The 19,919-nt window shown below is 61.9% G+C and carries 20 protein-coding genes and 1 tRNA gene; 14 read left to right on the top strand and 7 right to left on the bottom strand.

The window, feature by feature from the left end:
* Positions 1–396: 396 nt before the first annotated feature.
* The 3 genes from L598_RS04295 to L598_RS04285 all read right to left on the bottom strand — a co-directional run bounded on the left by L598_RS04295 (position 397) and on the right by L598_RS04285 (position 2,168).
* Entirely contained in the window at positions 397–1,485 is a 1,089-nt protein-coding gene (locus L598_RS04295; protein WP_144860715.1) for an IS110 family transposase, read from the bottom strand.
* A 94-nt stretch (positions 1,486–1,579) separates the two neighbouring features.
* Positions 1,580–1,840, bottom strand: coding sequence for a conjugal transfer protein TraD (locus tag L598_RS04290; RefSeq protein WP_144860713.1), 261 nt, complete (start codon positions 1,838–1,840; stop codon positions 1,580–1,582).
* A gap of 1 nt (position 1,841) precedes the next feature.
* Positions 1,842–2,168 carry a conjugal transfer protein TraD gene (locus tag L598_RS04285; RefSeq protein ID WP_186444932.1) on the bottom strand — a complete coding sequence of 109 codons (327 nt, stop codon included), beginning with the start codon at positions 2,166–2,168 and terminating at the stop codon, positions 1,842–1,844.
* 180 nt (positions 2,169–2,348) lie between these two features.
* On the opposite strand from L598_RS04285, the gene traA reads away from it, so the two are divergent.
* The 5 genes from traA (at position 2,349) to L598_RS04260 (ending at position 7,205) form a co-directional block, all read left to right on the top strand.
* Positions 2,349–5,348 carry a Ti-type conjugative transfer relaxase TraA gene (gene traA, locus L598_RS04280; protein ID WP_144860709.1) on the top strand — a complete coding sequence of 1,000 codons (3,000 nt, stop codon included), beginning with the start codon at positions 2,349–2,351 and terminating at the stop codon, positions 5,346–5,348.
* A gap of 500 nt (positions 5,349–5,848) precedes the next feature.
* Positions 5,849–6,064: an AlpA family phage regulatory protein gene (locus tag L598_RS04275; RefSeq protein WP_144860707.1), complete on the top strand. Its 216-nt coding sequence runs from the start codon at positions 5,849–5,851 to the stop codon at positions 6,062–6,064.
* On the top strand, positions 6,051–6,356 hold the full coding sequence (locus L598_RS04270; RefSeq protein WP_144860705.1) for a hypothetical protein: 306 nt from the start codon (positions 6,051–6,053) through the stop codon (positions 6,354–6,356). Before L598_RS04275 ends, L598_RS04270 begins: the two co-directional genes overlap by 14 nt.
* Before the next feature lie 46 nt (positions 6,357–6,402).
* Positions 6,403–6,693, top strand: a complete 291-nt coding sequence (locus L598_RS04265; RefSeq protein WP_186444931.1) for a DUF1778 domain-containing protein — start codon at positions 6,403–6,405, stop codon at positions 6,691–6,693.
* The gene (locus tag L598_RS04260; RefSeq protein ID WP_144860701.1) at positions 6,690–7,205 is read left to right on the top strand and encodes a GNAT family N-acetyltransferase; all 516 of its coding nucleotides are present in this window, start codon (positions 6,690–6,692) and stop codon (positions 7,203–7,205) included. The genes L598_RS04265 and L598_RS04260 overlap by 4 nt, the downstream gene beginning before the upstream one ends.
* 38 nt (positions 7,206–7,243) lie before the next feature.
* On the opposite strand, the gene L598_RS21710 is transcribed toward L598_RS04260, so the two are convergent.
* Together L598_RS21710 and L598_RS04245 are read right to left on the bottom strand one after the other, a co-directional pair.
* Positions 7,244–8,692, bottom strand: a complete 1,449-nt coding sequence (locus tag L598_RS21710) for a hypothetical protein (protein WP_246658631.1) — start codon at positions 8,690–8,692, stop codon at positions 7,244–7,246.
* A 129-nt stretch (positions 8,693–8,821) separates the two neighbouring features.
* Positions 8,822–8,912 (bottom strand) — tRNA-Ser (locus L598_RS04245).
* Positions 8,913–9,261: 349 nt separating this feature from the next.
* On the opposite strand from L598_RS04245, the gene L598_RS04240 reads away from it, so the two are divergent.
* The 3 genes from L598_RS04240 (at position 9,262) to L598_RS04230 (ending at position 13,099) form a co-directional block, all read left to right on the top strand.
* Entirely contained in the window at positions 9,262–10,344 is a 1,083-nt protein-coding gene (locus tag L598_RS04240) for a porin (RefSeq protein ID WP_144860699.1), read from the top strand.
* Between the two features lie 383 nt (positions 10,345–10,727).
* Positions 10,728–11,822 carry a porin gene (locus tag L598_RS04235; RefSeq protein ID WP_144860697.1) on the top strand — a complete coding sequence of 365 codons (1,095 nt, stop codon included), beginning with the start codon at positions 10,728–10,730 and terminating at the stop codon, positions 11,820–11,822.
* A gap of 152 nt (positions 11,823–11,974) precedes the next feature.
* Positions 11,975–13,099: a pyridoxal phosphate-dependent aminotransferase gene (locus tag L598_RS04230; RefSeq protein WP_144860695.1), complete on the top strand. Its 1,125-nt coding sequence runs from the start codon at positions 11,975–11,977 to the stop codon at positions 13,097–13,099.
* Positions 13,100–13,111: 12 nt separating this feature from the next.
* Here L598_RS04230 and L598_RS04225 read toward each other — a convergent pair whose 3' ends face one another.
* Complete coding sequence (locus L598_RS04225) at positions 13,112–13,963, bottom strand: MipA/OmpV family protein (protein WP_186444930.1); 852 nt, start codon at positions 13,961–13,963, stop codon at positions 13,112–13,114.
* A 221-nt stretch (positions 13,964–14,184) separates the two neighbouring features.
* Here L598_RS04225 and L598_RS04220 point away from each other — a divergent pair, with 221 nt between their 5' ends.
* The 5 genes from L598_RS04220 (at position 14,185) to L598_RS04200 (ending at position 18,367) form a co-directional block, all read left to right on the top strand.
* Entirely contained in the window at positions 14,185–14,781 is a 597-nt protein-coding gene (locus L598_RS04220) for a TetR/AcrR family transcriptional regulator (protein ID WP_144860691.1), read from the top strand.
* Between the two features lie 12 nt (positions 14,782–14,793).
* Complete coding sequence (locus tag L598_RS04215) at positions 14,794–15,957, top strand: isovaleryl-CoA dehydrogenase (protein ID WP_144860689.1); 1,164 nt, start codon at positions 14,794–14,796, stop codon at positions 15,955–15,957.
* Positions 15,958–16,037: 80 nt separating this feature from the next.
* Positions 16,038–16,376, top strand: coding sequence for an AbrB/MazE/SpoVT family DNA-binding domain-containing protein (locus L598_RS04210; protein WP_144860687.1), 339 nt, complete (start codon positions 16,038–16,040; stop codon positions 16,374–16,376).
* Positions 16,373–16,750 carry a type II toxin-antitoxin system VapC family toxin gene (locus L598_RS04205; protein ID WP_144860685.1) on the top strand — a complete coding sequence of 126 codons (378 nt, stop codon included), beginning with the start codon at positions 16,373–16,375 and terminating at the stop codon, positions 16,748–16,750. Before L598_RS04210 ends, L598_RS04205 begins: the two co-directional genes overlap by 4 nt.
* Positions 16,751–16,759: 9 nt before the next feature.
* Positions 16,760–18,367 carry a carboxyl transferase domain-containing protein gene (locus L598_RS04200; RefSeq protein WP_144860683.1) on the top strand — a complete coding sequence of 536 codons (1,608 nt, stop codon included), beginning with the start codon at positions 16,760–16,762 and terminating at the stop codon, positions 18,365–18,367.
* Positions 18,368–18,417: 50 nt separating this feature from the next.
* Here the strand turns inward: L598_RS04200 and L598_RS04195 are convergent, their stop codons facing one another.
* Entirely contained in the window at positions 18,418–19,362 is a 945-nt protein-coding gene (locus L598_RS04195) for an OmpA family protein (RefSeq protein WP_210244966.1), read from the bottom strand.
* A gap of 111 nt (positions 19,363–19,473) precedes the next feature.
* Between L598_RS04195 and L598_RS21365 the strand changes: the two genes are divergently transcribed.
* The coding region (locus L598_RS21365; protein WP_186444929.1) for a hypothetical protein at positions 19,474–19,919 on the top strand (446 nt) is incomplete at its 3' end.

The following is a 19,919-nucleotide window of genomic DNA, read 5'->3' as shown; positions in this document are numbered from 1 at the left end:
CTTGTAATCGGCTCTACTTTCACGACTGTTTTGCTCATCTTGATACATCCTTTTTCCTCATCATGATCTGCACACTGTTTGTTCGCAAAAGAACATCTACAAGCATGAGTTCTGGCGCGCCGTGCACTTGTCCGCACTCTGCGACGGGGTGATCGGGCTGCGTTTGAGAGGCAGCGCTTTTTCCGTCGCGGTGCATTTTGCCATCGGATTCACAGGGCACATCACAGGCACTCCGGCGCGGCCCGGCCGTCTTACGATCGGCGCGGCCGCAGGCAAGATATCGTGCTTCCCGTCATTCCTCGTCTGCACCAGTCCTCATCCGCTCGCGCGGATTCCTCTGTTCAGTTTGCGGCCGTCACCGTGACGGCCGTGGAGTTTTCATCAGCGCTGTCGCGATCATGCGTGCGCCCCCAGAAGCTTGCGTTCCTTGCGCATCTGGCGCGCATCAGCCTGCGCTGCCCCGTCATTCGGAGCGCCTGTATAGAACGTGCCAGCGCTCCACATGGCGTGCATGATCACCGCCAGCTTGCGCGCCACCGCCACCACCGCCTTGCGATGACAGGAGCGTTTGGCGAGCGCCGCACCCCACATCTTGAGACTGTCCTTGCCCTTGAACCGCGTCATAAGCGCCGACGCCGCTTCGTAGAGCGCGCGGCGCACATCAGCGTCGCCAGCCTTCGAGATGCGCCCCTTCACGTCGATCGACGTACCCGACTGCCATCGTCGCGAGGTCAGCCCGAAGTAGGCGGCAACGTCGCGTGAGCGTCGAAAGCGCGACGGATCGTCGATCGCCGTCATGAACGACAACGCCGTCACCGGCCCGACTCCAGGGATCGCCATGAAGCGACGGCACAGCTCGCTTTGCGCCACCATCTTCACCACCAGATCGTGCAGCCGGCAATATTCCTTCCACAGCGCCGCGCGCGCCGTCAGCATCACCTCCATCAGGTCGGTGGTGAACGGATCATCCGCCACCGCCTCCCGCACGGCCGCGTCGAATTTGCCGCGCCCGATGCCGCCGAGTCTGATCCCGAACGCCTTCAGCGAATGACGGATGGCGTTTTCCAGATCGAGGAACTTGCGCTTCAGGTTGCGCCGGTGCGTCAGCAAAAGCCGCATCCGGTAGCAACCTTCCGTCTTCACATGCGCCCGGCGGAACCAGCCGGTGCGCATGATATGGGCGATGCCGAGCGCATCCGCCTTGTCAGTCTTGTTGCGCTGCGCCGACATTGCCGCGCGCACATGCACCGTCTCCAGGCAGATCGCCGGCAGGCCGAGCTTCAGCATTTCAGGGTGCAGCCATGGTGACAACGAGCCAGCTTCATGGCCGACACGCCGCAGCCGCGGCAAATAAGGTTTGAGAACCGCAAACAGCGCTTCGGCGTCCGTCACCGCCGTCGCCTGAAGATGCACCTCACCCTGCTCGTCGACAACGCAAACCGCAGTTTCGTCAATCGATACGTCAAGCCCGCAAAAATACTCCATCTGCCGTCGCCTCTTCGTTTTGGGAACTCCGACTGTTTTAACCGACGGAGGACCTTCCGCGACAACCGCCGCAGTCTGCGCGCTAACCCGCCGATTACGGCCGGCCGTTCTTGCGTGACAAAGATACTCGCTCCGCCACGATCTGCGTCGAACGCCATCTTCCGAGTTTCGTCCAGACGCCGCGCGCATGTTCACCATCCTCGCTTTTGAGCTTTTCGGCCATCCAGATCATCGCGCCGTAGATCATGGCGCGGTCATCGCCGGTCATGTCCACGATGCCCGCTTTGACGACAAGACCGCCGAGTTCGATCAGGTGGCGGGTACGCTCGCGGCGCTCGACCTGCCATGTGCGCATGTCATGCCGTGCCTGTGCTGCCTGATGGCGGTTGCGTGCCGCCCGGTTGCGTTTGAGCGCTGCCGCTGTCGCGTTCAGCCGTCCTTCCAGATCGCCTCGACCGGCTGTGAAAGAACGCCGCCCCGCGCTTCGCCCACGACTGCTTTTTTCCGGCATCGGTGGTCTCGGTCAGTGCGACAAGCGCCCCGGCCAATTCGTCGGCGCTGAGCGCATCCGCCCCGGTGGCAATAACCAGTTCGCCGAGTTGCTGCACCTTTTTGGCTTTCAGTTCCTTGGCCTTGTCCTCCAGCGCTTTGAGTTCCGAATCATAGTCCCGTGGCTTGCGCATGTGCCTCTCCATCACCTCGTTGGTTGGCTGATGCAGCGATGATAGTTGCGCGGACAGCAGAACGCAGTATTGTTGCCGGGACGGTGTGGCACGGGGCGGTCCATCCCGAGATTTTTTCGAGGGAGGGCGCGCTTATACGTCGTTCCGACGTGCGCTTTGTCGTGCCAATGCTTGATCGCGATGGCGATCTATCATCTTCACGTCAAGGTCATTGGCCGCAAGGCCGGGTCGAGCGCGGTGGCGTCTGCCGCCTACCGCTCGGCCTCGCGGCTGCGCGACGAGCGGCTGGACCGCGTGCAGGACTTTTCCAACAAGCGCGGCGTGGTGCATTCCGAGATCATGCTGCCCGACGGCGCGCCCGAACAATGGTCCGACCGCGAACGGCTCTGGAATGACGTCGAGGCGTTCGAGGTCAGGAAGGATGCCCAGCTCGCCCGTGAGGTGGAATTTGCGATCCCGCGCGAGATGACACAGGCGCAGGGCATCGAATTGGCCCGCGACTTCGTTCAATCCGAATTTGTCGATCAAGGCATGATCGCCGACCTCAATGTGCATTGGGATGTTGGCGAGGACGGCATGCCCAAACCCCATGCCCATGTCATGCTCACCATGCGCAGCGTGGACGAGAACGGTTTCGGCCCGAAGGTGCGGGACTGGAACCGAACAGAGATGGTGGAGCGCTGGCGCGAACGCTGGGCAGAGCATGTCAACGAGCGGCTGGCCGAACTCGACATCGACGCCCGCATCGACCATCGCAGCCTTGAGGCGCAGGGGATTGGGCTTGAGCCGCAAACCCAGATTGGCGCACCCGCACAGCGCATCGAGATTGATGGCATCGAAGCCGCCGACCGCGCTGACATGCACCGCGAGATCGCCCGCAACAATGGCGAGCGCATCATCGCCGATCCTTCAATTGCATTGGACGCCATCACGCATCAGCAATCGACCTTCACGCGGCGCGACATGGCGATGTTTGCGCACCGGCACAGCGATGGCATCGATCAGTTCAATGAGGTTACGAACGCCATAGAGAACGCGCCCAATCTTGTCGAACTCGGCAAGGACGGACGCGGCGAGGATCGGTTCACCACGCACGACATGATCGAGGCGGAACAGAGGCTGCACCGCGCCGCCGAACTGATGGCCGAGAAAGAATTGCATGAGGTCAGCGACAGGGACAGGGAGGCCGCTTTGGCTCGCGCCGAACAGCGCGGCCTTGTCCTGTCCGGCGAGCAGGCCGATGCACTTGCCCATGTCACCGACGGGCGTGATCTCGGCATTGTCGTCGGCTATGCCGGAACGGGAAAGAGCGCCATGCTCGGCGTGGCAAAGGAAGCTTGGGAGGCGGCAGGCTATGAGGTCCGTGGCGTTGCCCTCTCCGGCATCGCGGCGGAAAATCTGGAAAGCGGATCGGGCATTGCTTCGCGCACCATCGCCAGCATGGAACATGGCTGGGGACAGGGGCGCGACATGCTGACTTCCCGCGATGTGCTGGTGATCGACGAGGCGGGCATGGTCGGCACGCGGCAATTGGAACGCGTGCTCTCCCATGCGGCAGAAGCCGGGGCCAAGGTGGTGCTGGTCGGCGATCCGCAGCAATTGCAATCCATCGAGGCGGGCGCGGCGTTCCGGTCCATCCATGAGCTGCATGGCGGCGTCGAAATCGAAACCGTGCGCCGCCAGCGTGAGGACTGGCAGCGGGACGCCACCCGCGATCTGGCAACCGGTAAAATCCAAGATGCGATTCATGCCTATGACGCACACGACATGGTGCATGAGGCCCAGACTCGGGAACAGGCCCGCGACGATCTGATCGAGCGCTGGGACCGTGACCGGCAGGCATCACCGGATGCTACTCGCATCATCCTCACCCACACCAATGCGGAGGTGCGCGAACTCAATGAGGCCGCCCGCGACCGGATGCGCGATGCAGGCGATCTGGGCGAGGATGTGCGTGTCACGGTCGAGCGCGGCGAACGCAGCTTCGCCGCCGGGGATCGCGTCATGTTCCTGCAAAACGAGCGCGGGCTTGGCGTCAAGAACGGCACGCTCGGCACCATCGAGGACGTGAGCACTCAATCCATGTCCGTCCGCACCGACGATGGCCGCTCCATTGCCTTCGACCTCAAGGATTACGACCGCATCGACCACGGCTATGCGGCGACCATCCACAAATCGCAGGGCATGACAGTGGATCGGACGCATGTGCTGGCAACACCGGGATTGGACGCCCATGGCAGCTATGTCGCCCTGTCACGTCACCGCGACGGCATAGACCTGCACTACGGCCGCGACGACTTCGCCAGCCAGGACAAACTGGTGAATACCCTGTCGCGGGACCGCGCCAAGGACATGGCGACTGACTATGACCAACAGCAGATCGACCCGGCGCAGGATTATGCCGAGCGGCGCGGCATCACCTTCCGTGCTCGCATCGCCCAGATCATGCGCAGGCTGATGCCGGAGCGCATGCGCGATGCCTTGGACGATTATATCGATAGCCTGCGCTCTCCCGGTGAACATGTTCCCGCAGGTCCGGACAGGGAGGTGGCAAGACGAGAGGTTCAACGCGACCTTGAAGCCACATCACGCGAGACCGGCATTGAGCCGGAAGAACTCTTGCGTCGCGCCAGGTCCGGGCAGAGCTTCGTTCGTCATGCCCGCGCCGTGGATGCGATCTTCGCGGCACAGGAAAGGGGCATTGCTGCGACGCCTGAGCAGGTGCAGGAGCTGCACGAAGCCCGTGCCGGATTTAACGAACTCCGGCCGCACGGTTCCCACGATGCTGAAGCGGTTTACAAGAAGAACCCGGAATTTGCCGCCGATGTCGCCTCTGGCGATCCTAATCGCGCCGCCCCGGCCAAACGCGCCCTGCAACTGGAAACCGAAATGCGCCAGAACCCCGAACTGCGTGCCGACCGGTTCGTCGAACGCTTCCAGGAACTCAAACATACCAGCGAGCAGCAGTATGCGGCGGGGAACTATTCCGGCCACAGGGCGGCACGGGCCGAATTGGGCAATATGGTCGATGGATTGCAACGCGATCCGCAGCTCGAATCCCTGCTTGCCAACCGCAAGCGCGAACTCGGCATCTCCTTTGATACAGGGATGGGCGTCGGGCGCGATCTTGCCCTCGGCCTTGGTCTTGGCAGAGGACGGGGGTTGGATATCGGAATGTAGCCGCACGCTGCTTCGCCCATCTGGGGTGTGCGGAATGGCTTGGCGAGGATTTGGAACCGGAAGGTTCGGAACGATCCTTTTCTGCTTCCATGTATGGGGCCGGACCTGAACCGGGCAGTCAAGGCCGCAGCCGCTCCGCGGTGGCGCGTTCCGCGCCAGCCTGGACAGCCCGCTTCATGGCCTGGCAAAGCGTGAGGAAGCAGCAAAGGCTTGGTGGGAGCGCCGGCGCTCCCATGTACCAGTGGTCGCCTGCACGGTGGTGGGTTGATTCCAGGGCAGTAGAGGCCTGGACCGAATCGCCCTGTGCTTCGACCGGAACTGGCCTTCATCAACAATACGCGCCAGTAGCGGGCCGAATATCGGCTACGACAACCGTCCTATTTGCCGCCGGTCGCACGCCATAGCCCTACGGCGGCTAAATATCTGTTGTACAACGGTAATTCCTTCTCCCGACTGGTCTCTGCAATCATCAGAACCAGCCAGAAGGAGGCAATGCGGCCATGCGCCAGCCAGATCGTATCATCCGCTTTGACACCGTTCGCGCCCGCACCGGTCTGTCGCGATCCACCATCTACCGCAAGATCAAAGAGGGCACCTTTCCCGCTCAGCTCAAGATCAGCACCAACGGTGCCGGCTGGCGGGAATCCGACATCAACCGCTGGTTTGCCGATCCGGTCAGGTGGCGGCCGGAAAGGGAAACCGATGAGGCCCGCTAAGTCCGGCGGGCCTGCCGATCTGAGACGTGTCCGCGCGGATAATGATGATGGCGCGGACAATGCGTCCCGTTCCCGACGACCCAAGCGGCCTCCCACCGTATCGGAGCAGCTTGAGGAACTGCTGGGCTATCCGTGGCCGTTCCCCGGCAGGCCGCCCAGGCACGACCTCAGCACATGGACCGTGACCGATGACTGGCCCGATCCCATTCCGGTCACTGAAGCCGAAATCGAGGTGTTCGAGCGCTGGTTCGGCGACCTGTTCGATGAACTGTTCGGCTCATCCGATCCTTGATACACCCGGCAATATGCCGTATATAATCTCGGCAAGGAGATCAGCCATGCCCAGACCCGCAAGTGAAATCGAAACCGCTCGCCTTGAGGCGCGCGTTCCCGTCCATGTCTATGAGCAGATGCAGCGCGCGGCCAGACTGCGCGGCATGACGCTGACCGGCTATCTCATCGCCACGGCAGGCGAGGATGCCCGCCGCACGGTCGAGGAAGCCGACGTCCTGCGTCTGGCTGCCGAAGACCAGATGCGCTTTGCCAAGGCGCTGATTGATCCGCCCGCGCCGAACGCCCGTCTCGCCCGCGCGGCGAAGCGCCATGCTGACCTGATCGCGCCCCGGTGAGTGCAAGGTTCGCGATAGAGGCGCTGACCAAGGCCCACCAGCGCAAGACGTTCTCGTGCGGCAACGAGCGGATAGACCGCTATTTCCGCGAGGCGGTCACGCAGGACATCAAGCGCCGATATGCGACCTGCTTCGTTGCCCGCGACCTTGAGACCGACCGGATCGCGGGCTTCTATACGCTGTCATCGAGCAACGTCCCGCTGACCGCCGTACCCGAGCCGCTGGCAAGCCGATTGCCGCGCTACCCGACCGTCCCGGCGGTGTTGATCGGTTGGCTTGGCCGCGATCAATCCTACACCGGACTAGGGCTAGGCGAGGCGCTGTTGTTCGACGCCATCAGGACCGTGGCCGAAGCGCCGATAGGCGCTCACGCCATATTCGCCGACGCCATCGACGGGAAAGCCGCCGCCTTCTACGAGGCCTTCGGATTCACGCCGCTGACGAACCGGCCCAATACCCTGTATCTGCCTGTTGCGACTGCACAGCGCCTTTTGTCGGGAGAAGCCCCATGACAACTTCGAGCAATGGCGAATCCCAGCATCGGGTGATGTTACGCGCCGCCCTTTATCTGCGCGTCTCGACGGCGCGGCAGGCCGAGCATGATGTTTCCATTCCCGACCAGAAGCGGCAGGGCGAAGCCTATTGCGAGGCGCGCGGGCTGCAACTGGTCGAAACCTTCATCGAACCCGGCGCGTCGGCGACTAACGACCGCCGCCCCGAGTTCCAGCGCATGATCGAGGCGGGAACGTCGAAGCCCGCGCCCTTCGATGTGGTCGTCGTCCACTCGTTCAGCCGCTTCTTCCGCGATCACTTCGAGCTTGAGTTCTACGTTCGCAAGCTGGCCAAGAACGGCGTGAAGCTGGTTTCGATCACGCAGGAAATGGGCGATGACCCCATGCACGTCATGATGCGGCAGATCATGGCGCTGTTCGATGAATACCAGTCCAAGGAAAACGCCAAGCACGTCATGCGGGCCTTGAAGGAGAATGCACGGCAAGGCTTCTGGAACGGCTCGCTGCCTCCTATCGGCTATCGCACTGTCGCCGCCGAGCAGCGCGGCGCGAAGGTCAAGAAGAAGCTGGAGATCGACCCGCTCCATGCTGATACGGTGCGGTTGATCTATCGCCTTGCTTTGGAAGGCGACGGCACGACCGGTCAGATGGGCGTCAAGAACATCGTCTCCTATCTCAACAGCCGCCGCATCTTCACCCGCGACGGCGGGCGTTGGGGCATCGGTCAGGTTCACCGCATTCTGACCCGCCGCACCTATATGGGGGAGCATGAGTTCAACAAGCGCAGCAAGACCAAGGAACTCAAGCCCAAGACCGAAATCGTTGTCGTGCCGGTCCCGCCGATCATCGACAGGGAGACGTTCGAGGCGGTTCAGAAGCTGCTGAAGGCCCGCAATCCCAAGGTCATGCCGTCCCGCGTCATCAGCGGCCCGACCATGCTGACCGGCCTGATCCATTGCGCCAGGTGCGGCGGAGCCATGACCATCCGCACCGGCAAGGGCGGGCGCTACCGCTACTATGCCTGCTCGATGAAAGCGCGGCAGGGGCCGACCGCCTGCACCGGGATGGCCGTGCCGATGGAAAAGCTGGACGATCTGGTCGTCGATCACCTTGAAAAGCAGTTGCTTCAACCCGAGCGGCTGGAAACGGTTCTTGCCGCCGCGCTCGACCGCAGGGAGGAACACGCCGAGCGACGCCGCGAGCATATCGCCGAACTCAACAAGCGCTCTGCCGAATCGGAACTGCGCCTCAAGCGGCTCTATGACGCCATCGAGGCAGGCGTCGCCGATCTGGACGACCCGGCGCTGAAAGACCGCATCGAGGGCCTTAAGGCCATCCGCGATCAGGCCAGGGCCGATGCCGAGCGGGCGCAGGCCATGCTCCAGAACACAGGACAGAAGGCAGTGACGCCGCAGATGCTGCGCAACTTCGCCGCAACCGCCCGCGAGCGTATCCGGCTGGAAAGCGGCGGCTATCGCCGCGACCACCTGCGCGCACTGGCCCAGCGCGTCGAGGTCGCTGAGGGCGAGGTTCGTATCATGGGATCGAAGTCCCGGCTGCTACAGACGCTGGTGGCGGGTAGTGGCGTAAACTCAGTGCCCACTCAGGGACTGAAGTGGCGGAGAGGATGGGATTCGAACCCACGAGGCCCTTTTGGGGCCTACTCCCTTAGCAGGGGAGCGCCTTCGACCACTCGGCCACCTCTCCGGCGCGCTCTGCTGGATAAAGAAAACCGGCCCGACAATCAACATGCGGTTTTCGCAATCCGGCTTGCCGTGCCGGCCGGTCTCCGGATAGCCTGAACGTCAGAGCCTGAATGTCGTCATCCGGCTGCCACAATCCGTCTCATGCGAAAGTGCTAAAATAAGCAAGTCGCATGTATTGGTGCCTTTTCTGCAAGTATAGTCCCTAGTGGCATTTTTGCTACAGGCGCCACATTTACGTCTCATTTGCCTTTGTTTGCCGTATACCGGCGTCTCCAAATCACCTATTCAGCGTTTGGGTGCTGCTTTTTGCGGCCTCCTTCCCAAGCGCCTTTAAATTTGGAGACAACAAGATGAAAATCGCCAGAGCACTTGCCCTGCCGTTGGGGGCCCTGGTCCTGGGCGGTCCGGCATTTGCCGCCGACGCCATCGTGATTCCCGAGCCGGAGCCGATGGAATATGTCCGCGTCTGCGACGTCTACGGTGCCGGCTTCTTCTATATTCCGGGGACCGAGACCTGCCTGCAGATTTCGGGTTATGTCCGCTATATCGTCGGCGCCACCAGCGATGATGGCGACGCCGACGAAACGGGTAACTGGTACGGCTTCGAGCCGGACGAGTACAACAAGCAGATCCGCGCCCGCATCAATTTCGACGCCCGTTCGGAGACCGAATGGGGCACGCTGCGCGCCTATATCCGCCTCCAGGCTTCGGAGGGTCCGATTACGCCTAACGACGACCCTGACGTCGGACTCGATCTCGCCTTCATCCAGCTCGGCGGCTTCGCCGTCGGCTACATGCAGTCGGCCTTCGCCGGAACCTTCAACGGCGGCGATTCCAACGACGGCACCCATTCCGATGACGGCCTCGACTATGGCGACAGCTACCGCACGGCCGTGCAGTACAATTTCGGAACGGGCGAAGGCTTCTTCGCCACGATCTCGCTGGAAAGCGACGACTATCATGGCGATCTCGTCGACGGCCATGAAGAGAACTATATTCCGGATGTGGTCGGCAAGGTCGGCTATGCCGCGAATTGGGGCACGATCCACGGCCTGGTCGGCTATGACGAATCGCTGGACACCTTCGCAGCGAGGGCCGGCATCCATCTGAACATCCCAAGCATCCAGGACGCCTCGCTCAAGGTGAACGCCTTCTATTCCGACGATTACAATGTCTATTGGGATACGTCGGAGTGGTCGGTCCAGGCGTCCTATGGCCAGGCAGTCACCGAGACGGTCTTCGCATCGCTCGGCGGCCAGTACTGGTCCGAGGTGCGCGACCTTCCCAGCGGAACAGACATGTTCTCGGTCGAAGGCTCGCTCGTCTGGGAGCCGGTGCAGAACTTCGACATCCGCACCGAGGTCAACTACATCAAGGCCGATGGCCTGGATGGGTCGCTCGGCGGATATATGTGGTTCCGCCGCAGCTTCTGATCTGAGCCTGATGCAATGTCACCGGCGGAGTACTCCGCCGGTGATTCCTCTCCCCGGCGCCACGATTCGCAGAGCTTCTCCGACAGGGCGCATGAACCGGTCTTTCGAGCATAAAATCGTCGAAACCCAGCCGGTATCGTAAACAGTTTCTTACTTCACCCCCTCAATTCGTGTCATTTGTGCAACAGCCCTCTCCTATAGCGAGCCGGCTGCCGAGTTCCCGGCGCAATCCTTGTTGAACCGGTCCACCCCATGAGTAATGTCGGCTTCGAAGAAGGCGCATACGAGGTGTCTTTTTCGTTGCATTGGGGATGGGGCAGGGAACGCTGTCCTTCAGCAAACAAACCCAGACCCGTTTATGAACTTTGACTGGAGGTCAGAACATGAAACTCAAGAGCCTTCTCATCGGCTCGGCGGCTGTGATGGCTGCTGCGACCGGTGCCCGGGCCGCCGACGCGATCGTTGTGCCCGAGCCGGAGCCGATGGAATATGTCCGCGTCTGTGACGTCTACGGCGCCGGCTTCTTCTACATTCCCGGCACCGAAACCTGCCTGCAGATCTCGGGCTATGTCTTCTACCAGGTCGGCGCCACCAGTGATGACGGCGTTAACGACTCGCCGAACTATCACGGCTTCGACCCTGACGAGTACGACAAGTTCCTGCGCGCCCGCATCAACTTCGACGCGCGTTCGGAGACCGAGTGGGGCACGCTGCGTTCCTATATCCGCGTGCAGAGCAACTCGACCAACGTCATCCCGAATCAAGATCCCGGCGTCAATATCGACCAGGCCTGGCTGTCTCTCGGCGGCTTCCGTACCGGTTATTCGGAATCGGCCTGGACCTCGACCCCGAACGGTGGGGACTCCGGCTGGGGTTCGCACTCCTGGGGCGGCCTGGAATATGGCAACGATCAGCGGACCTTCATCCAGTATAACTTCACGGGCGGTAACGGCCTCTTCGCCACGCTCTCGCTGGAAAGCGACGATTACGACATCGATCCGAATTATGTTCCGGACGTGGTCGGCAAGATCGGCGTGACCCAGGGATGGGGCACGCTGTGGTTGACGGGTGCCTACGACGAGAACACGTCGGAGATCACCTTTACGGATGACGATGCGTTCGCCGTTTCGGCCGGTGCGCACATCAATATGGGTGCTGCCGGCGCGAATTCGCTGCGCGTTCTCGGCTTCTACGCCTCCGATCCGAACTCGTACTGGGAAGCCAGCCAGTGGTCGGTCATGGCATCGTACTACCACCAGTTCACGCCTGAATTCGGCGCGTCCGTTGGTGGTCAGTACCTCGCCGACCTCTACTACGGCGGCGACGACTTCTCCGATGACAACGCCTGGTTGGCCGAGTTGAACCTCGTCTGGACCCCGGTCACGAACTTCGAGGTTCGGTCGGAAATCGTCTACACCAAGGTTGAAGACCTCGACGGTTCCGTTTCGGGCTTCCTCCGCTTCACCCGCTACTTCTAAGAGCGGCTGACAGCCTCTATATCCAGACCCCGGCGGGCAACCGCCGGGGTTTTTTCCTTGCCCGGAAAGCGCTCTCTCAGCAGCTTGAAATCCATTCCGATTCTTTGGCCGATATTGTAGGTTTCCGGTCCGAAAGCTGGAGCCATCCTTTCATGCAGCAACGCCCGCCGCTTACGCCACTTGCCGCCTCCCTGCCCGCCACGGTTCCCTTTGTCGGCCCCGAGGCCCAGGAACGCATGCGCGGACAGCCGTTCCGTGCGCGGCTCGGCGCAAATGAAAGCGGATTCGGCCCTTCCCCGCGCGTCGTGGAAGCCATGGCGCAAGCGGCGGCCGACATGTGGAAATATGGCGACCCGGAGAATTTCGAGCTGAAGCAGGCGCTCGCCCGGCATCTCGGCGTCGCCCCCGAAAACATTGCCGTCGGCGAAGGCATTGACGGGCTTCTGGGGCTCATCGTGCGGCTCCATATCGAGCCGGGGGCGCCGGTCGTCAGTTCGCTGGGCGCCTATCCCACCTTCAATTACCATGTCGCGGGGTTCGGCGGCAGGCTCGTAACCGTGCCCTATAGGAATGACCGCGAAGACCTCGACGGCCTGATTGAGGCCGTCCGCCGCGAGAACGCAGCGCTCGTCTATGTCTCCAATCCCGACAATCCGATGGGGACATGGTGGGAGGCGGCCGAGATCGAACGCTTCATCGCCGCCCTGCCCGAAACGACGATGCTGATCCTGGACGAAGCCTATGGCGAAACGGCACCGGCTTCCGCCATCCCCGCCCTCGACGTGACGCGGCCCAATATCCTGCGATTGCGCACCTTCTCAAAAGCATATGGCCTCGCGGGCCTGCGCTGCGGCTATGCGATCGGAGAGACGGAGGCGATCCGCGCCTTCGACAAGGTGCGCAACCATTTCGGCATGACGCGCATGGCGCAGACGGCAGCAATGGCAGCGCTGGCCGACCGGGCTTACCTGCGCGAGGTGGTGGACAAGGTCGCGACGTGCCGGAACCGCATCGCGGCCATTGCCGAGGCGCACGGCCTGCACCCCCTGCCCTCGGCCACGAATTTCGTCACCCTGGATTGCGGCAGGGACGGCGATTACGCGCTCAAGATCATGCAGGCGCTGATTGCGCGCGGCATTTTCGTGCGCAAGCCGATGGCGCCGGTGCTCGACCGCTGCATCCGCGTCAGCACCGGCCCGGCGGACGAGATCGCGCTTTTCGAGGCCGAGCTGGCCGGAGCCATAGCCGAGGCAAGCCGCAGTTGCGCGGCGGAATAGGGAAATCCTGCGTCAGTCGGTCTGCCCGAAAGTATAGGTGAGGCCAAGGCCGCCGAAGAACTGGTTGCGTGATTCGGTGACGGGACTGTCCGCGGCGTCGCCAAGCAAGCGCGAATAGCCGGCCTTGGTGGTCATCGTCACGCGCTCGGTGAGCCTGTAGTCGAAACCGATATCGAGGCCGATATCCTTGAAGCCTGCACCGGCATCATAAATGCCGAGGCCCGAATTGGCAGACTGCGCCGGACTGACCGAGAAATAGGCGTCCATATAATCCTTCGAAGCATAAGAACTGTTCAGATAGGTGGACATGGACAGGCGTTCGGACAGATTGTGGTCCATGCCGAGGCCGAACCGCCAGGTGTGGCCGGTGTCACTGTCGCCGGTGATTTGCGCATTATAGGCAATATCGACAAAGAACGGGTCGAAGTGATAGGCGGCGAAACCGCCCGCCGTCATGCCTCCGTCCACATCGCCGAGGCCCTGCAGGCGGGCGGCCAGGTTCTCTTCGCGGCCGAAGCTGTAGCCGGCGAGCGGGCCGATATCGAGGCCGCCCAGCGTCAATGCCGTCAGGCGGATGTCGTCGATCCCGCGATAGGTGATCCTGGAGCGCGGGGGCGCGTCATAGGATTCGCCGTAGAATTTCGGCAGGACCAGAGGAAAGCCAACGAAGCGGTATTCGTCCGCCCCTTCGTAAGCGGGCTGGAAGCCTGCAAAGCCGCCGACCGCAACGCCCCAGCGCCCGCCGGAAAAGATGGAATCATGATAAACGGCCTGTTCGGCTGAGTTGTCGGCTGCCTGTGCCTGGGCAAGCCAGCACAGGCACAACGCGCCTGCCACGCATGACATTGTGATGGATCGAGCCATCGGCTGTTTCCTCACCCGTTGGATCGGAACGGTCCCCAGGCGGACACCGATCGCCACCAGTGCCGTTCCGCTTTTTACTTGCCTCCCTGCCCAAACCCGAAATGCAAACAAACGCATAGCGGCCGATTTGTCCATAGCCACAATATTAACATCTCCTTAATTCCCGATTTTCATTGAATTAATTGAACGTTCGTTTTATTAATGTCCGAAGGAGGATGAACATGGCCCGCACAGCCGGATCCGACGGTGAAAGGACCGAGGCCGCCATTCGCGAGGCCGCTGTCGGGCTGATCGCGCGTTTCGGCTATGAGGCGGTTTCCATGCGCCAGCTCGCGGCAAAAGTGGGCGTGCAGGCGGCGGCGCTTTACCGCTATTATCCGACCAAAGAAGAGCTTCTCTTCAGCCTTATGCGCGAGCATATGGAGGGCTTGCTTGCGGCCTGGCAGTCCGTGCGTCCCTTGTCGGACGACCCTGCCGAACGGCTTGCCGCCTTCGTGCGCAATCACATCCGCTTCCATGTGGCGCGCCGGCATTCGACCCATGTGAACAATATGGAGCTTCGCAGCCTGTCGCGCGAGAAGCTGAGCCAGGTGCTGAAACTGCGCAGTGCCTATGAGAAGGAATTGCGGCAGATCCTGCGCGAAGGCGCGGAGACCGGCCGTTTCAGCATCGACGATACGGTGCTGACGGCCATGGCCATCATACAGATGATCACCGGCGTCATCGTCTGGTTCAGGCCGGACGAACGCCTTTCCGTCGAGGAAGTGACGGCCACCTATCACAAGCTGACCATGCGTCTTGTGGGCATTTCTGCGTAATGGGAGAGTAGAATGTACATGCATTCGATGAATTTCGGTCTAGGCGAAGAAATCGACGCCCTGCGCGATCTGGCGCACCGGTTCGCACAGGAAAGGATCGCGCCGCTGGCAGCCGAGATCGACTGCAGCAACGAGTTCCCCGCCGATCTCTGGCGCGAACTTGGCGAAGTCGGCCTGCTCGGCATCACGGTGGAGCCGGAATATGGCGGCGCGGGCATGGGTTATCTGGCCCATGCGGTCGCGATGGAAGAGATAAGCCGAGCCTCCGCTTCGGTCGGCCTGTCCTACGGCGCGCATTCCAATCTCTGCGTCAACCAGATCCGGCGCTGGGGTACCGAGGATCAGAAGGCAAAATACCTGCCGAAACTCTGCTCGGGCGAGCATGTCGGGGCGCTCGCCATGTCGGAATCCGGCTCCGGTTCGGACGTCGTCTCCATGCGCCTGCGCGCCGAGAAGAAGAACGACCGTTACGTATTGAACGGCACCAAGATGTGGATCACCAACGGGCCGGATGCCGATACGCTTGTCGTCTATGCCAAGACTGATCCGGAACGTCACTCGCGCGGCATCACGGCTTTTATCGTGGACACCACAACCAAGGGATTTTCCGTTGCACAGAAGCTCGACAAGCTCGGCATGCGCGGCTCCAACACCGGCGAGCTTGTCTTCGAGGACGTCGAAGTGCCTTTCGAGAACGTGCTGGGCGAGGAAGGCCGCGGCGTCGAGGTGCTGATGTCGGGTCTCGACTATGAGCGCGTCGTGCTTTCCGGGGGCTCCATCGGCATCATGGCTGCCTGTCTGGATGTCGCCGTGCCTTATGTGCACGAGCGCAAGCAGTTCGGGCAGCGGATCGGCGATTTCCAGCTCGTGCAGGGCAAGCTCGCCGACATGTATACGACCATGAATGCCTGCCGGTCCTATGTCTATGCCGTAGCAGCGGCCTGCGACCGCGGCGAGACCACCCGCAAGGACGCCGCCGGCTGCATCCTCTATGCGGCCGAACGCGCCACGCAGATGGCGCTCGACGCCATCCAGCTTCTCGGCGGCAATGGCTATATCAACGACTATCCGGCAGGCCGGCTGCTGCGGGACGCCAAGCTCTACGAGATCGGCGCCGGCACCAGCGAGATCCGGCGCTGGCTGATCGGCCGGGAGATGATGGCGGAAGCCGTCTAGAGCGAAGAAAAACGGCTATTGGCATATCTCGGACTTAATGTCATAATCTTTGTATAATGACATAAAATAAGGAAAATGCCATGCCCAAGCAAAGCAAAAGGCCTGGGTTCAGCGAGCAATCGCAGGCTTCCTACAATACCCGCCTTCGGGAGGAACTTCTGAAGATGCCGCCTCCGCGCGAAAGGCTGAAACTGGGGGACGGCGGAAGGATTGTCATACCCGCGGCCATGCGCGAAGCCATGGGTGTCAAGCCGGGCGACACGCTCATCGCTCATGTCGAGGATGGCGTCCTGCACGTCGTTTCCTACGACATGAACCTGCGCAAAATCCAGGCCGACATGCAGAAATACAAGAAACCGGGCGAAAGCATCGTCGATGAATTTCTTGCCGAGCGCAGGGCCATGTGGGGCGAGGAATGACGGTTCTCGACAGTTCGGCAGTGCTGGCATTCTTGTTCGCGGAGGAAGGCGGAGAAGTGGCGCGAAAAGCTTTTGAGACCGCCCTTATTTCCGCCGTCAACGTCACCGAAATCGTCGCCAAGCAGATCGATAGAGGAACCGGAACCGATTTGGCGGTCTTGCGCGTGGAGGACCTGAACCTGCAAGTCCGGCCGTTCGACAACGAACTCGCGCTCCTGGCCGGGAAGCTTCGCTCGGCCACCAGATCCAGAGGCCTTTCCCTGGGCGACCGCGCCTGCCTGGCGCTTGCCATCCGTGAAAACGCGGTCGCCCTGACCGCGGACCGCAAATGGGCCGATCTCGATGTCGGCTGCAAGATCGAACTCATCCGTTAGGGAGAAGAAATGTCCGTCATCCAGTCCCAGGTCTCCCCCTCCTCCGAAGCCTTCCGCACCAATGCAAGCCGGATGGAGGCGTTGCTTGCCGAATTGCGTGAGACGGCTGCAATCATCGAGCGCGGCGGCCCGCAAGAGGCGCGGGAGCGGCATGTCGCGCGCGGCAAGCTGCTTCCGCGCGAAAGGCTGGCGCAGCTTCTCGACCCCGGCGCTCCCTTCCTTGAGATCGGCCAATTCGCAGCCTGGGACATGTATGGGGGCGACATCGCTTCCGCCGGAATGATCGCCGGCATCGGCCGCGTCGAAGGCAAGGAAGTGATGATCGTCGTCAATGACGCAACAGTGAAGGGCGGCACCTACTACCCGATGACGGTCAAGAAACATCTGCGGGCGCAGGAGATCGCCAGGGAAAACAACCTGCCCTGCATCTATCTGGTCGATTCGGGGGGCGCCAACCTGCCGAACCAGGATTCGGTCTTCCCGGACCGCGAGCATTTCGGCCGCATCTTCTACAACCAGGCCAACATGTCCGCTGCGGGCATTCCGCAGATCGCCTGCGTGATGGGCTCCTGCACGGCAGGCGGCGCCTATGTGCCGGCCATGTCGGACGAGACGATCATGGTGCGGAATCAGGCGACCATCTTCCTCGGTGGCCCACCCCTGGTGAAGGCAGCCATCGGCGAAATCGTGACGGCGGAGGAACTCGGCGGCGCGGAAGTGCATACGCGGGAATCCGGCGTGGCCGACCACTACGCCATGGACGACGCGCATGCGCTTGCTATCGTGCGCCGCATCGTGCGCAACATGAACCGCAAGAAGGAGATCGGGCTGGAATTGCGCGATCCCGTGGCGCCCGCCTATGACCCAAAGGAAATCTACGGCATCGTGCCGGAGGATTCACGCTATCCCTATGATGTGCGCGAGGTGATCGCGCGCATTGTCGACGGCTCGGAACTCGATGAGTTCAAGCAGAATTACGGGACGACGCTGGTTACCGGTTTTGCCCATGTCTACGGCATGCCGGTGGGCATCATCGCCAACAACGGCGTGCTCTTCTCCGAAAGCTCGCTGAAGGGCGCTCATTTCATCGAGCTGTGCTGCCAGCGCAAGATCCCGCTCGTCTTCCTGCAGAACATCACCGGTTTCATGGTCGGGCGCAAATACGAGGCCAGCGGCATTGCCAAGGACGGCGCCAAGCTGGTGACGGCGGTCGCCACCGCGCAGGTGCCGAAATTCACCTTCATCATCGGCGGCTCCTTCGGCGCCGGCAATTACGGCATGTGCGGCCGCGCCTATTCGCCCCGCTTCCTGTGGATGTGGCCGAATGCGCGCATTTCCGTCATGGGGGGAGAACAGGCCGCTACCGTGCTCGCCATCGTCAAGCGCGAGGGCATCGAGCGCAAAGGGGGCAAATGGAGTCCGCAAGAGGAAGCCGAGTTCAAGCGTCCGATCCTGGAGAAGTTCGAGCATGAAGGCCGGCCGATCTACTCTTCGGCCCGTCTCTGGGACGACGGCATCATCGACCCGGCCAAGACTCGTGAGGTGCTGGGCCTCAGCCTGTCGGCTACCTTGAACGCGCCGATCAAGGAGACCAAGTTCGGCGTGTTCAGGATGTAGGGGAAAGCAAACGGCAACCACGGATGCAGGTTGCCGTTTCGGTAAAGGCGTTACTGGTTCTCCGAATCCTCGGATGTGATCAAAGGCGTGATGCGCCGTACCGTGACCCGCCGATTTTCCTGTTCCGGCCCCTGCGAGTCCACCTTAAGGTATTGCTCGCCATATCCTTGCGTGACCAGATTCTCCGGCGGAATTTCGAAATAGTCGGTCAGGAGCATGGCCACGGCTTCCGCCCGGCGGTCCGACAATTCGAGATTGTCGAGATCTGATCCGACAGCATCCGTGTGCCCCTCGATCAGGAACACCTCGTTCGGGTCCTCCGCAACCGCCTCTTCGATAGCGACACCTATTCCCTCGAGCCGGTCGATCTGATCGTCCGCGACCTCCGCCGAGCCGAAGTCGAATGTGATGGTATCAAGATCGACGCGCGGCATGTAATCGCGAAGATCATCGTTTTGCAGCACTTGATCGAGCGTGTAGCGCTGCTCGAGCTCCTGCACTGGCGGCGCGGTAAGCGCTTCATAGATCATCGCCGGCGAAGCAACCGACGGCTCAACGACATAGCGTTCATAGGGAATCGTTACACGAGGGGGAGGCACGTCGACGACGTAATACTGAGGATCGTCCCGCCACGAGTTCGGACGGTTATTGAACAGCACGACCCGCCTCCTGTCAGGATATTCCCGATAACGCCTGACGATACGGCCATAATCATCGGTAACGGTGACGACACGAACGCCATCCGGACGAACGATCACGGTCTCCGTCCATCCATTGTCCTGGCGGCGGACGTCATAGTCACGGGCGCGCCAGCGGAACCGGTCGCTGTCGTCGTGGCGGACAATGAAACGATTGTTCTCGCGGATGATGATCCGATCATTGTCGCGCCGCACGATCTCGCCGCGCCGCGCGCGTGCGGCCTGGTCGAGCCAAAGCCGCCGCCGCTGCTGTACGCGCTGCTCTATGTCTCGTGCTTCCTGGAGCCTGTCCCGCAAGCGTTGATTGGTTTCCTCCTGGCGGGCGCGCTCCCTGCGCTCCTCCCTCAGACGGTCGCGTAAATCATCCCGTTCGCGCGCCTGTTCGTCTCGACCCAGTTCGCGACGAAGTTGACGCCGAAGCTCCTCCCGACGCTGTTGCCGCTCGCTTGCGCGTTGCTGCCGATCTTCCTGACGTTGCTCTTGGGCGCGTTCCCGCTCGTTTGCACGCCGGCGCTGTTCCTGCGCACGTTCCTCCTGCTCGCGGGTCCGCTGCTGTTCCTGGCGCTGCTCTTGCGCTCGTTGCTCCTGCTGACGAGCGCGCTGCTGTTCCTGGCGCTGCTCCTGCGCCCGTTGCTCTTGCTGGCGAGCGCGTTGCTGTTCCTGACGCCGTTCTTGTGCCCGCTGTTGCTGCTGACGGTCGCGCTCCTGTTCCTGGCGTTGCTCTTGCGCTCGTTGTTCTTGCTGGCGCGCCCGCTGTTGTTGCTCCTGGCGCTGCTCCTGCGCCCGCTGTTGCTGCTGACGCGCGCGCTCCTGTTCCCGGCGTTGCTCCTGCGCCCGTCGTTCCTGCTGGCGGG

Source organism: Mesorhizobium sp. J18 (assembly GCF_007829525.1).
In the GTDB taxonomy this organism is placed as follows: domain Bacteria; phylum Pseudomonadota; class Alphaproteobacteria; order Rhizobiales; family Rhizobiaceae; genus VLJP01.
This window is presented reverse-complemented; position numbering and strand designations above follow the sequence as displayed.

Bases quoted from the DNA above. Each gene is read 5' to 3' on its own strand.
- L598_RS04295 (WP_144860715.1), bottom strand. From the start codon at position 1,485: ATGGAGTATTTTTGCGGGCTTGACGTATCGATTGACGAAACTGCGGTT.
- L598_RS04290 (WP_144860713.1), bottom strand. From the start codon at position 1,840: ATGCGCACATGGCAGGTCGAGCGCCGCGAGCGTACCCGCCACCTGATC.
- L598_RS04285 (WP_186444932.1), bottom strand. From the start codon at position 2,168: ATGCGCAAGCCACGGGACTATGATTCGGAACTCAAAGCGCTGGAGGAC.
- traA (WP_144860709.1), top strand. From the start codon at position 2,349: ATGGCGATCTATCATCTTCACGTCAAGGTCATTGGCCGCAAGGCCGGG.
- L598_RS04275 (WP_144860707.1), top strand. From the start codon at position 5,849: ATGCGCCAGCCAGATCGTATCATCCGCTTTGACACCGTTCGCGCCCGC.
- L598_RS04270 (WP_144860705.1), top strand. From the start codon at position 6,051: ATGAGGCCCGCTAAGTCCGGCGGGCCTGCCGATCTGAGACGTGTCCGC.
- L598_RS04265 (WP_186444931.1), top strand. From the start codon at position 6,403: ATGCCCAGACCCGCAAGTGAAATCGAAACCGCTCGCCTTGAGGCGCGC.
- L598_RS04240 (WP_144860699.1), top strand. From the start codon at position 9,262: ATGAAAATCGCCAGAGCACTTGCCCTGCCGTTGGGGGCCCTGGTCCTG.
- L598_RS04235 (WP_144860697.1), top strand. From the start codon at position 10,728: ATGAAACTCAAGAGCCTTCTCATCGGCTCGGCGGCTGTGATGGCTGCT.
- L598_RS04230 (WP_144860695.1), top strand. From the start codon at position 11,975: ATGCAGCAACGCCCGCCGCTTACGCCACTTGCCGCCTCCCTGCCCGCC.
- L598_RS04225 (WP_186444930.1), bottom strand. From the start codon at position 13,963: ATGGCTCGATCCATCACAATGTCATGCGTGGCAGGCGCGTTGTGCCTG.
- L598_RS04220 (WP_144860691.1), top strand. From the start codon at position 14,185: ATGGCCCGCACAGCCGGATCCGACGGTGAAAGGACCGAGGCCGCCATT.
- L598_RS04215 (WP_144860689.1), top strand. From the start codon at position 14,794: ATGTACATGCATTCGATGAATTTCGGTCTAGGCGAAGAAATCGACGCC.
- L598_RS04210 (WP_144860687.1), top strand. From the start codon at position 16,038: ATGCCCAAGCAAAGCAAAAGGCCTGGGTTCAGCGAGCAATCGCAGGCT.
- L598_RS04205 (WP_144860685.1), top strand. From the start codon at position 16,373: ATGACGGTTCTCGACAGTTCGGCAGTGCTGGCATTCTTGTTCGCGGAG.
- L598_RS04200 (WP_144860683.1), top strand. From the start codon at position 16,760: ATGTCCGTCATCCAGTCCCAGGTCTCCCCCTCCTCCGAAGCCTTCCGC.